Origin of the sequence: Niastella sp. OAS944, from assembly GCA_024809215.1 — a bacterium.
GTDB lineage: Bacteria > Bacteroidota > Bacteroidia > Chitinophagales > Chitinophagaceae > Niastella.
Map to the genome: position 1 here is coordinate 184,929 of JANUBW010000006.1, position 13,395 is coordinate 198,323.

The following is a 13,395-nucleotide window of genomic DNA, read 5'->3' on the forward strand; positions in this document are numbered from 1 at the left end:
AGGAACCGTAAGATTTCGGAAGGCATAAAATAAGATTCAAATGCAGACCCATTCCTTTTACCGCATATTATTATTTGTAGGCTTTTTTTGTATGGCTGCTATTGCCCGTGCGGGCGATGGGGGCGGCGGCGTAGTAGCAAGAGCTATACTCGACGGTAGCAAGAACCAGATACGCAAAGACTCTTCGGTAACCGTGCAGGATTCCGCTTTCTTCAATGCAGCGGCCATAGGAGTTGATACCGGTTACCAGGTACAAAATGTTATTACCCTTAAGATCAATGAAGCCTCAAATGTATACATGCGTACCGCTTTTGAGGTAAAAGTAAAACTGCTTATTTCTTACAGTAATGGCGCCGATACGGCTTCCTTAATAAAAGATTTTACCATTACCTATGATACGGGCAAAGTATATAATGCCCGGAATAATTTTGTTTTTTACGGGGGAAGAAAAGTAACGGTAAAAGTGCTGGAAGTAGATTCGAATGGCGCTACGTGGAATGTGTCATCTGTGTTGTTTATAGAAAATCAGTTGACAGCTAAGCCGAAATATAACTTTTCATGTACCAATACGGTTACAAATATAACAGTAAACCCGTTGGCAGGTGCCAATGCCGACGAACTACCTGTAAGCTGGACGGCCATCCGCGGAGCCGACCAGTACGACCTGGAATGGACCTATATAGATGAATCTGCTTATGGCAGGTATAAAAAACAAGACGGGAGTTTTGATCCTGCATTGATATTCTATCACAATTCTACCCGCGTAAGCACAAGTGCCAATACATACAACATTCCATTGATGTATGATAACAATGGAACATTGTTTATCCGTGTGCGGCCGGTACAAATAGGTAAGGCCAATTCGGTATTGGCTGCTATCTGGAGTTCTGATGCATCCCTGACTGGAATGGGGCAATATGCGTTTACCGGTCATGAACGGCCGCTTAACTGGCAATCGAACATCAGTTTTGCGGAAGAAGGAAAAAGGAAAGTGGTAACGCAGTATTTTGATGGCAGCCTGCGCAACCGTCAAACCGTAACCAAGGACAATACCAATAATAAAACAATTGTTGCCGAAACGTTTTACGATTACCAGGGGCGGCCTGCCATTCAGGTAATGCCGGCGCCATCTTTGCAAAATGCAATTCAGTATACCGCAGGGTTTAATAGAAGTATCAACAACCCCGAGTATTATAAAAGTGATTTTGATTCGCTGTACAGCCCCGATATGTATTGCAATGCCCATGGCAAAGAAATGGTTGACAGTTCGGGCGCCAGTCTCTATTATTCAGCGAACAATCCCAATAAAACCATTGGGATGAACCAGTTCATTCCAAACGCAGAAAAATATCCTTTCACAGAAACGGAGTATACGCCGGATAATACGGGGCGTATCAGCCGCCAGGGTGGGGTGGGAAAAGATTTTCAGTTGGGTAGTGGCCATGAAACAAAATATTATTATGGGTCACCCGACCAGGGCGAACTGGATGCTTTGTTTGGAACTGATGTGGGCGACCATTCGCATTATTTTAAGAACATGGTGCAGGATGCCAACGGACAGTTCAGCATTAGTTATGTAGATATGCACGGCCGCACCATCGCTACCGGACTGGCAGGTGTGGCGCCTACAAGCATGGCACCGCTGGCTTCTTATGACAGCATCGATGTTACCGAAAATCTGGTTGACTCAGGTTCGCGCTTTTTGGAGAACTGGAGCATGATAAACCAGAAATCGTTACTGGTTTCAGCGGCAGGGAACTATGCCTTCAGGTACAAACTCGATCCCGCTTCGCTTATAGAAAAGAATTGCGAAAATCTTGGCGCTCAGAATATCTGTTATACATGTTTGTACGACCTGCAGATAACTATTACCGATAATTGCAATAACCAGTCGTTACCGGGTAAAAAAGCATACGAAAAGGTATTACGCAATTTTTCGCTGGGTGCCATTACGCCGTCCTGTACGCCAGAGCCGATGACGTTCTCGTTTGACCTTTCCCTACAACCTGGTAACTACCAGATCACCAAACGGTTAACGTTGAGCCGCGATGGGTTTAATTATTACCGCGATAGTGTATATATGCCCAATAATACCTGCCGGTCATTACAGGATTTCATAAATGAACAACGTGCAATAATAGCCCAAACCAGCCAGGATTGTGAGCCGGATTGTGCTAAATGCCGGGAGAGTGTGGGTACCGCAGAACAATTCAAGACTAAGTTTATTTCGCAGGCAGGTATACCTGCCGATGAGGTGGCATTGTATAACGATCAAATAAACGCCGCTTACAAAAATGCGGTTGAAGCCTGTAATGCATTGTGCGGCGACAGTGCTTCGGCCGACAATGATATTCGCAATGCTATGTTGCAGGATATGACCCCTCCATATGGCCAGTATGCAGATACAACTGCGAAAGGAAGAACGAGCATGTATTCTATTTTCTGGGTTGACCCCCAGGATTCCACCGATTTTGTAAGCGTGTTTCAGTTAGAGCAGGTAAAGTACCTTGATGCTAACGGCCAGCCCGATAAAGTGTACAATGCTAATAGTGATATGATGGTAGAGCCGAATTCACTAAGCAGGACCGAGTTTACACAAAACTTCCGCACTACCTGGGCCGAGGCGTTATTGCCTTATCATCCTGAGTATTGCAAATTGAAAGAACTGGAAGCATTAAGGCCAAGCAATTTGTGGGACAGGAAAATGGAGGCCGTGGACAATTATAGAGATGCAAAAGCGGCAGGCTATCTCAATCCTACCAATATTGCAGATACCAATTGCATTTTCGGTCCTAATAACAATAATCTCGATCCATTACTAAGTATACATCCGGGTGTAAAAGATCGCCTCGAACAAAAGCTGGTCGAGTATGTGAAATTGAATAATGGAAAATTTATTAACGTATGGGCCATGGCCAACATCGTTACCAAGTGCGATGAAGGAAATTCATTATGTACAGAATTTTATAATAATAACAGGTTACACAATTTTGATACTACCTGGTGTGATGGCGACCTTGATATGGCCTGGATCACGTTCCGTAACCTGTATCTTCAGGTAAAACAAACATTCGTAAATGAACTGGTAAATGATCCCCAGAATTGTACTCCAGCGAACCCGGTTTATACAGAAATTCCTAAACGGAATGCCCTTGTTGCGGCACAACATCAGCCACAGTTTTATGACGAATTAAAAACGGTGATCGATGAAAATGAGCTTGAATACGCCAACGACCCAGGCAAGGTTGATCAGGCCAAAGCCGAGGCGCAAAGACAAATGAATCTACAGTACGATAAGAATGTTGACATGCTCGCCGGTCAATGGTACAATCAGTTAGCTCCCTGCTATGTGAACAATGGCAATGACTTGCGCGATATCATTATACCGTTGTTAAAACAGTTGTGCCGTAAGGCCTGTGATCCCGATCATCTTTTTGGCGCCAGCAGTTTACCCGAAGGAGCTGTTTTAGAAGGTACCAGCTATCATAATTTCAGGGACATCATCGAGGGCTATAATAGTACCCATGGCATTGCCCGCGACAGCCTGGTCTGCAGTGCCGACAACATTACTGTGCCCGCGCCGTACGACAAACAGCCGATCTATTTTGATAAACCGGTTTATGGCAAACCAACGGATTGTGAGTGTACGATACTAAATGAATTCTATACACAATATTTGAATGTAAGAAAACTGGGCCGAATTGATCCAACTTTTGCCGCTTATTTGAAAAGAACACAGGGAGTAGATAGGAGGGATAGTGACCTGCAAATTTTACTGAACCTGTGTAATAATAGAGGAATACCTGGTGAAAGCGGCTATGCCTGTGCAAACCTGAAAGACCCCATAACTTTGCCACCGGCCCTGCAGTGTAATTCAAAGGAAGTGTGTACAAGCTGTACAGTGGTAAAAGCCCTGTATCAAAACTTCAAACAACAATATCCCAATGATTTACCGCGGATGGCAGATACGGATGATACGGTTCAGGTAAAACGGAATAATATCTTCCAGAATTATATGAATAATCACCTGGGCTATGCAAAACAAACCTGGGAGTATCTTCAGTTTTTGAAGACATGTGAAGACTCTTCCCTTTATAATACTATACATTATTGTACCGACGAGCGTATTGGTAACCTGTATTTAACTGAGAGCACCCAGCTTGGTAAACTGCAGGATATTCAGCCAACACCCGATGGGGGCTATATTATGGCAGGAAGTGTTACCGGCATCTTTAACGATGGAGTACTGGTGAAAACCGACAGCCTGGGTGGAAATCCATGGTCTAAACACTACGGTGGAACGGGTAGCGACACCTTGTTTCGTGTGCGCCGAACCAGCGATAATGGTTATATCGCAATAGGTACCACGCATTCGGGCAGTCATTCAACCGGCGCTATATGGATCTTGAAAACAACAGCCGATCTTACACCGGTTTGGGCAAAAACAATCGGCTTCAATACTCCGTTTGGTGAGCGCGGCTATGATGTTATTCAAACCAGCGATGGTGGCTATGCAGCACTGGGCATTTATAACCAGCATGCCGGCCATGGAGAATTTTTACTGAGCCGTTTAAAGGCAGATGGAACTATTAACTGGGTGCGCCGTTTTGGGACCAGCCGTTTGCAGAATAACAGTACGGTATGTATTCCAAATGAAACCGATTCAATCAGTTATAATGGTGTTCCTTCCTATGGATTATTAGAACAGGATGATACGCTGTTGGTAAGTGGCGCCGCTTATGACCCTAACCTGGGTGACAGATACTTTGGGGTGATACATAAAGTGAATAAGAACAGTGGAAACCTCATACGGTCATGGCATTATGCCGATGGCACAGATACTACACGTAGTTGCTGGTTCCGGGATATATACGCTACCGAAAATGGCTATATGGTGATGGTGAACAGTGCGCAGCAGTTAGGTACCGTAAATGCCCAGGTGGGTGTTGTCAATTTGACGAGAACAGGAGATGTAGTGTCTTACAAGCGATTCAATATTCCTTCGGGCAGCAGCCGAATGGTAACCTCATCTGTATTCCCTGCCGGCGATGGCGGCTACATGGTAGCGCAAACGGGTAATAACAGTGCACATGTTATTTGGCAGCGTGTTGATGCCTCCGGTAACTTATTATGGACAAACGAGACCAATTTGGCTGGTACGCAAACCATTGGCCGCATTGCGCAGAACAATAATGGTAAGTTTACCATGGCGGGCGATAACAATCAACAGATGTTCATGATGGTATTGAACCCCGGCGCCACTTGTTTCGATCAGCAAACAAACCTGGGCGCTACTGAGGAAACAGTAAGCCGCATACCCTGGGCTATAGGGGTTGACGAACAGGTAACACCATTATATACAGAAGGTACCCGTGAAGAAAGTTTGTTGATGATCAGAGACACGGCATTAGTATGTTCGGGCGGCGGGCATTGTTATGATGATTATGACGGGCCAAGATTATGTGGAAGATCGGAAACCGTGCTGCCCCCATTGGTTATAACATATGAAGGGGCCTGTTCAGACAGTATCAGCTTTGCTGTAAGCAAAGGGACGGAGCTTTACAAGGCATATACCGATTCGTTGACAGCCGCATTTGAAAGAAATTATACAAACAAATGCCTGGCGGCATACCGCTACGAATCGTTTACGGTTACTTATACCAAGCGGGAGTATCATTATACGTTATATTACTACGACCAGGCCGGAAACCTTATACGTACGGTGCCGCCGGCGGGTGTTCATATTGCCGATACCATGCAGGTAAGGCTGGCCCGGAAAGCTGGAATAGAATTGGTGCCGGCGCATACTTTATATACCGATTACCGGTATAATACATTAAACCAGGTAGTGGCGCAACATTCGCCCGATGGCGGCAGAAGCGCTTTCTGGTACGATAGGTTGGGAAGACTGAGCGTATCGCAGAATGCGAAACAAAAAGACAGTGCACAATACAGCTTTACCAAGTATGATATTTTAGGCCGCATTATAGAAGTAGGGCAGTTGAAAAGCAGTACGGCAATGGTAGATGCTACCAGTAGAGATCAGGGTTCACTGGATACCTGGTTAACAAATGCTGCGCCAACTGCGGAGCAGATCACAAAGACAACATACGATCTGGATTATTATCCATTACGTGATCTGGCATTAACCGCAAGAAATCTTCGTAATCGGGTTTCATGGGTGGCATTATATGACAAAGCAGCAGAGCTTGATACTTTTGGATTTGCTACTGCTACTTATTATAGTTACGATATTTTGGGTAATGTAGATACCTTGTTGCATTACTACGCGAAAGGAGTAATGGGTAAAACGGAAAATGGTTTTAAAAAGATTGTTTACGATTTTGACCTGGTAAGTGGTAAGGTGAACCAGGTAAGTTATCAGCCGGGACGGCCCGATGCGTTCTATCATAAATACGTGTATGATGCAGAGAACCGGATAACAAATGTGCTCACCAGTGCAGATAGCATAAACTGGGATAATGATGCATACTATCAATATTACGATCATGGTCCGTTGGCAAGAACGGTATTAGGCGAACAACAGGTGCAGGGGGTAAATCATGCCTACAATTTGCAAGGGTGGCTGAAATCCTTTAATCCTGATGTAAATACTACTGCTGGTTATACTTTAAAACCCGATGGAAGTAGTGGAAGTATAGTAGGTAAACCGGCTTACCAGGTAGCGTTGAATTACTTTAATGGTGATTACAAGGCCATCAGTGGTGCTACGGCATGGAGCGGAGCTGCATTAGAAGGTAAATATCGCCCGCTGTATAATGGAAACATCAGCAGTATGGCGGTGAACATAGGGGCGCTTAATAATCCTTTACTGTACAATTATCAGTATGACCAGCTCAATCGCCTGGTGGCAATGGATGCCTGGAAAAGGACCGGAACCAGCTGGGATACTTTAACGCCCAGAAGCGACTTCCAGGAACGGATCAGCTATGACCCTAATGGAAATATTGTAACTTACAAACGCAATGGTAACACGTTCGCCGGCAAACCGCTGGCTATGGATAGTCTGAGTTACAACTATGTTATGGGGACTAACAGGCTTGATCATGTTAGAGATTACGTGGATTCAGCTAATTATACAGAGGATATTGACGACCAAACCGCTGGTAATTATGGTTATGATGCTATAGGTAATTTGATTAAGGATAGTGCAGAAGGCATCACCAGCATTAACTGGACGGTTTATGGTAAGATCAGCAGGATTGTAAAAAAGGATGGTACAGTCATATCGTACACATACGACGCTAGCGGTAACAGGATCAGTAAAGTCGTTATCCCTCCGCCAGCTGGCGGAGGCCAGGGAGTAACCACCTGGTATGCCCGCGATGCACAAGGGAATGTAATGAGTGTATATGAGGCAGGTAAGACTTCGTTAAATGATGGTCGCCTATCGCAAACTGAGCTGCATTTATACGGGAGCAGCAGGTTAGGGGTGTTAAGGCGAAGCTTAATTGTGGAGGATAGTATTTCCACCACCGCCGATCCGTTCAAAATTACAATGCCTATCTTTGGTGTTGGCGACAGTATTCCTTTTGCCCGGGGAAACAAGCTCTTTGAGTTAAGTAATCATTTGGGGAACGTACTGGTGACAGTGAATGATAAAAAACTGGGTATTTCATCAAATAACAGTACAATAGATTATTTCAATCCGCAGGTAGTAAGTGCACAGGATTATTATCCTTTTGGGATGTTGCAGGTGGGGCGGAGTTATAATGCTGGTGGGTATAGGTATGGGTTTAATGGTAAGGAGAATGATAATGATGTGAAGGGGGAGGGACAGCAGCAGGATTATGGGATGAGGGTTTATGATCCGAGAGTGGGGAGGTTTTTGAGTGTGGATCCTTTGTCAAATTCTTATCCTTGGTTGACCCCGTATCAATATGCAAGTAATAGTCCTGTTTTATTTATTGATATTGATGGAGAAGAGGGAGGGAATTCTCTTGTTGATGAAATGAAGCGCGCACAGAGTCAGTGGAATAATTGGACTGATTTGGATAAGTTGGCTTGGAAACAAACAGTTATGCAAAATACAAATGGCAATAATGTTTTTTTGGGTACAGATTTTGCTGCGATGCAAGCTTTGGGCGCAAGAGCCTTGCTAATTGATCATAAGGTTGAATCATATACAGAAGAGCAGAAACAACAGCAGTTTAGAACAAACTCCGAGTCTACTACAGCAATTCTTTTGTATGAGTTTGCTACTGGTAAAGGACCAAGTAGTCGGGTTTTTGATTTTGGTGTTAACCCATTTGCTGAGGATTATGCTAAGGGTAGTGAAGGTGCTTTTTTTTCTAAGAGGGAAGTATATAAAGAAGTGTTAACTATTTTAAGTACAAAAATAAGGGAAGGGATAAATGCAAATAATCAAAGCTATGTAGACTATTTGGCTCAAGGTAAATCATATGTTTTTGGGCTTCCTTTTAGTCCTGATCAGTTTGCCTGGGATGGTGGAAAGGGATTTGATCAGTCTGTTTTAAAACATGTGACTTCTAATCTTGCCCAATTTTTTATCGGAGGGGCTGTTGTTACAGTTACCCCTGTTAGTATGTCCTCTGTTAACGTTAGTATTACAAATGGAACTTCAAGGTCATCTCTTGGATTGCATGTTGTTGGTAATTTTACTAACCAATCAATATATGATGATCAACGAACACCTTTGTCGAATATTAAGCAGACTATTAACTTTGGTATAAAAAATATCAATCCCCAACGATTGTCTGTAGATCCGCTACAAGGTCAGGCAATTGATGATAAGCAAAAAACGGAACGATATAAAAATGTTGGATAATGAAACTTTTGTGTTGTTTATTAGTTATAGTATTCTTTTTATCCTGTAAACAAGTTGTTGTTGTTAAGGATAAAGTTTTTTATAGGAAATCAAGTGAAGGGGAAACGTATTTGTATTTCCCTAAAAAATCTCTTTATGTCGAGTTAGTAAACAGGGAAGGGAAGTTGGATATGAATTTTGGCAAGTATATTAGGACAAATAGCTCTCTTACATTGTTCGATTTTAAGATTTATGACAATGAACTTAGTTCAATTTTTAATGTTTCGGAAATGGGGAGCATTGAGGTTTATTCCAAGAAAGAGTGTATGTTTTTTCATTATGATTATCCTGAGGTCAATTTTTGTCAGATTGAATTCGAAGATTTGCCCAAATTAATAGCAAATAAATTGCAGTCTGCATTATGAGTTGTGTCCAGCAATTTTCATGACCTTTACACAATAAAGCGTCCGGATATCCAATAAATAATTAACAGAAAAACACAAAGCCAGGCTTAAGAGCTTGGCTTTTTTTATTTATACCATTGAAGAAGGTCTGGTTGGGCCTTCTTTTTTTATTTCAACCATTAAACGCTATTACATGACAATACTTAACACGGAAAACAGGGAATACATAACCTGGCAATTCGAACAACTTCATTTTGGGCTTCTGGGTGGCCTTAAAATAGAAGGACTGGAAAGAATGCGAGTAACCCTTAAAGTTGAATATAAGGAGGTAGCAGGACATATACAACAATGAAAGCCTTGATAAACTGGTAAGGCGTTGTGCTGAAAGGTTTGCACTGGGTACTGCTTATTTGGCTACTGCTTTTGCTGGGTTGATCAATGAACTGGAAGCATACAGGCTGGAACAGTTGAAATTACTGGCAAAAGAAAAAGAACCGGTAAAGCAGCTTACTGAAGCTGAAAGGAAGGAGGCAGAACAGTTCTTACGTCAGCCCAATCTTTTACATGTTACCAATGAACTGATTGGGCAAAGTGGGGTTATTGGCGAAGAAAATAACAGGTTACTCATGTTTCTGGTATTTACCAGCAGAAAAAGGGAAGAACCATTGCATGTGATCAGCCTGGGTTCATCGGGTACGGTAAAAACCCATTTACAGGAAAAAGTAGGGGAGTTAATACCGTCTGAAGATGTAATACAGATCACCAGTTTATCGGAGAATGCATTTTATTACTTTGGTAAACAGGAACTGAAACACAAGTTGATCTTAATTGAAGATTTGGATGGGGCAGGTGATGTACTTTATCCGTTACGTGAACTGCAAAGTAAAAAGGTGATCACCAAAACAGTGGTATATAGGAATCAGGCTGGTGAAGCACAAACAGTTCATTTACGGGTAGAAGGCCCAATATGCGTTGCGGGTTGCACAACAAAGGAAAATGTATATGAGGATAATTCGAATAGAAGCTTCCTGGTACACCTGGATGAAACTAAGGAACAAGATGAAAAGATCATGCATTACCAAAGATTAAAAAGTGCAGGGAAAATTGATTTTAAGGGGCAGGCGAAAGTTAAACAGCTTCTACAGAAAGTTCAACGGGTGTTGGTTCCTGTATCAGTAAGAAATCCATTTGCCGAATTATTGCAGCTTCCACCCACTGTTTTTAAACCACGCCGAACCAATGCACATTACCTGGCATTTATAGAATTGATAACTTTTTTCCACCAGTATCAACGTGAGCAAAAGAAGGATCAAACTACAGGTGAAGTTTATATTGAAACTACAATAGCAGACATTAAAGCAGCAAATCAGCTAATGAGTGAAGTGCTACTGCGAAAGAGCGATGAACTACCAGGTGCCTGTAGGAATTACTTTGAAGCGTTAAAACAGCACTTACAGCAACAGCTAAAGGTTGGGTTTACCAACAGGATGATCAGTAAAGAGCTGCACATACCTTTAAGTACGGTAAAACGCCATAACTTTATGCTGCATCAGGCAGGTTTTTTAACCAGGCACCCAAGGGAAGACGATAATAAAGGGTTTATCTATGCACTTGCCGACCATGAAGAATACCAGCAGATGAAAAGTAACATTTCCACAGTGCTGGATGCAATCTTGAACAATATTCAGGCCACTTACCAGCCCACAAGCTCACCAGCAGCTCAAACCACAACTGAGCCAGTGAAACCCACACCAAATAAGCGAAAGAAGGAAAAGCCTACCAGCAGCTCAACGGCTCAACCAAAGAATACACCCAACTTGTAAGGGGAAAAGCATTTTAACCTTCATTTTTAAATAGCCTTTTAAACAGGGGAGAACCCATTCAACAACTTTCTTTTTTAGCTACTAGTTAAACAGTGGCTTCTCGTGCTATACCAACTTATTAAAAACTGTGTTGTTGAGCCATTCAAAGGCCCATGCACGTTTAGTAGTACCCCGCTGTGTCCTCTACACTGGCGGGCATTTTTTTTAACATCATTATTCATCATTAAATAATTATTATGGAAAAGATAAATTCAGTTTTACAGATGGGTGCTTCTTTAAAACAGCCCTCATCGAATCACCTGAAGCAGTAATTCAGGAGTTTTATGATATATACGGGCTGCAAGATGTGAAAATAATGCTCTGGCGATTGTTCAAAGGTGCCATGAGTTCAGAAAATGCAGCCTTTGTTAACCCTGATGAAGAAATAGCCGATACTATTTTCTTCATTGAGATATTTCTTATGCTCAATGTAGCAGTGCATGAGCTAAATCAAAGAACAATAAAACCCTAATCAGCTATGGCAATTCATATTGGTGATATAATACGTAAGGAGGTGGAGGCCAAAAGACTTACTTATAAAGAGTTTGGTGTATTGATCCACAGGAATGAAAAGACGATTTCTGATATTTATGACCGGGCCACTATGTCAATCTAAGCCTTTATTTTGAAAGAATTGTAAAAAAATCCAGTTCTGAAATAGTGTTCTTTCCGCATATTGCTGTTATTGAAAAATTTGAAAAAGAAACGGTCAAAGCATTGGTAAAAGAAAAACTTGAAAATATATGGGGTAAAAATGAAAACGAGGTAATAAGAAAGGCTATGATATATTTTGATTGGGAGTATCAGGATGATGATGTTGAACTTAATAAGCTTTATTCCTAGGATGTTGGCAATGTATCTATAGCAGCAAATAAACTAGAAGGAAATAAAGGAGGGTTAAATGAAGCCTCCTTTATTTCCTTCAACTGTTGAGACGCATATTGCAAAAATTGTAGGATTGCTATTGTAGCCTGAGAGATAATTCCTGCATGTGGCGCAATTAATATTCAGGTGTATAGCTGCTTTCTTAATAGAAGGGTATGTGATTCCAGTACAAGTGTCAATGTGCTGTTGTCAAGTTTATTACCATTTCGATGATTAATTATAGACTTTAAAGAAAATTGAAGAATCGACCTTGTTTATAATTGATCAGGATAAAACTATAAAAGGCAAAACGATCAGTATAACAAGCTAAAACAAGAAAGGCCGCACCAAAGACCGTTATAAATAGTATATAGTACAGTAAAGAAATAACACCACCATTTATGAAAAGAATTCTCTTTCTTCTCGCACTGCTGTGCCTGGAGAAACCCCTCCATGCCCAATACAACTACACTATCAAAGCCGATAGTGTAAAGATCACTAACTCCTCCGATACTGCGGAGTTGATTATTGAAAATCATACCCAAACCGTTCCGGGATTCTTGTTCAACAAGGGTAGGGGAAGAACAGAGTTTAGAAGGGCAGAGAAGTTAAATGATTCAACGTTAGTTTTGGGCGGCGACACGATATTAATTCGTGGTGGCGATTATTCTTTATGGAAAATTGATAACGCCATTAATTTGACTCATAAGCCATTTGTGGGTGATAGTGTTAAGATTGGTAGTAAGCTATTTTTTGTAAATAATAATATAACTCAAACCGGTAGTTTATTTACAGTTGGACCAGCTAAATTAAACGTTGCAAACAGCAATTTGATATTATCATATAACCAGCCTGTTAGTCCTACAGGAGCAGGTAATGTCGCCATCGGTCTAAATGGATTGTTTCAATCGCTGACTTCTGGCTAGCAAAACGTAGCAATTGGCGATTACAGTATGACTGCATTGACGTCTGGTAGTGGAAACGTAGGCGCAGGAACGCTGCAGCGACTTACCACCGGTATACGAAATATTGCCTTTGGTAATCAGGCTATGCAATGGCTTACTACTACATCCGATAATGTTGATATTGGGGGGCATTCTTCTAATGCTTATGTTGGAAATAATAACGTTGGTCTCGGTGGAGTGTGGTATGACGGGCGTGCAAGAACTATAGGGAATAATAATATTCATATAGGAAAAAGAGCAACTGGCTCCGCAGGGCAGGTTTCCACAAACGATAGTAATATAGTAATAGGAAGTCAGTCTTATACAAACTTAACGAGTAATACAACCATTCTTAGGAACGGGATGAAAAATTATCCGACCTCTCTGGCGCCGGTAGCCATAGTGTAGTATTACCTGCTGCTTCTTCCTATGCGGGACAGCGAATTTATATCTGGAATTTGAACCGCAGCAGCAATTCCTGGACATTTTCTACCTCCATTACATTGCCCAATGGTACAACTTCTAATTTCATT

At 41.9% G+C, this 13,395-nt stretch carries 7 protein-coding genes; all 7 read left to right on the forward strand.

Annotated elements, in window-relative coordinates:
• Positions 1–40: 40 nt before the first annotated feature.
• The 7 genes from GGD38_RS23420 to GGD38_RS23450 all read left to right on the forward strand — a co-directional run bounded on the left by GGD38_RS23420 (position 41) and on the right by GGD38_RS23450 (position 13,270).
• Positions 41–8,809 (forward strand): RHS repeat-associated core domain-containing protein, encoded by an 8,769-nt coding sequence (locus tag GGD38_RS23420; RefSeq protein WP_375301719.1) that lies wholly within the window; start codon positions 41–43, stop codon positions 8,807–8,809.
• A 576-nt stretch (positions 8,810–9,385) separates the two neighbouring features.
• A complete protein-coding gene (locus GGD38_RS23425) occupies positions 9,386–9,544 on the forward strand; it encodes a hypothetical protein (protein ID WP_375301718.1) in 159 nt (52 codons plus the stop codon).
• A 58-nt stretch (positions 9,545–9,602) separates the two neighbouring features.
• On the forward strand, positions 9,603–11,015 hold the full coding sequence (locus GGD38_RS23430) for a hypothetical protein (protein ID WP_375301717.1): 1,413 nt from the start codon (positions 9,603–9,605) through the stop codon (positions 11,013–11,015).
• 517 nt (positions 11,016–11,532) lie between these two features.
• A complete protein-coding gene (locus tag GGD38_RS23435; RefSeq protein ID WP_375301716.1) occupies positions 11,533–11,670 on the forward strand; it encodes a hypothetical protein in 138 nt (45 codons plus the stop codon).
• Between the two features lie 44 nt (positions 11,671–11,714).
• Positions 11,715–11,897, forward strand: a complete 183-nt coding sequence (locus GGD38_RS23440; protein WP_375301715.1) for an Imm8 family immunity protein — start codon at positions 11,715–11,717, stop codon at positions 11,895–11,897.
• Between the two features lie 422 nt (positions 11,898–12,319).
• Positions 12,320–12,844 carry a hypothetical protein gene (locus GGD38_RS23445; protein WP_375301714.1) on the forward strand — a complete coding sequence of 175 codons (525 nt, stop codon included), beginning with the start codon at positions 12,320–12,322 and terminating at the stop codon, positions 12,842–12,844.
• A gap of 27 nt (positions 12,845–12,871) precedes the next feature.
• Positions 12,872–13,270 (forward strand): hypothetical protein, encoded by a 399-nt coding sequence (locus GGD38_RS23450; RefSeq protein ID WP_375301713.1) that lies wholly within the window; start codon positions 12,872–12,874, stop codon positions 13,268–13,270.
• Positions 13,271–13,395 lie beyond the last annotated feature (125 nt).

Coding starts and splice junctions, on each gene's coding strand:
- GGD38_RS23435 (WP_375301716.1), top strand. CDS start 11,533: ATGGCAATTCATATTGGTGATATAATACGTAAGGAGGTGGAGGCCAAA.
- GGD38_RS23450 (WP_375301713.1), top strand. CDS start 12,872: ATGACTGCATTGACGTCTGGTAGTGGAAACGTAGGCGCAGGAACGCTG.
- GGD38_RS23420 (WP_375301719.1), top strand. CDS start 41: ATGCAGACCCATTCCTTTTACCGCATATTATTATTTGTAGGCTTTTTT.
- GGD38_RS23425 (WP_375301718.1), top strand. CDS start 9,386: ATGACAATACTTAACACGGAAAACAGGGAATACATAACCTGGCAATTC.
- GGD38_RS23445 (WP_375301714.1), top strand. CDS start 12,320: ATGAAAAGAATTCTCTTTCTTCTCGCACTGCTGTGCCTGGAGAAACCC.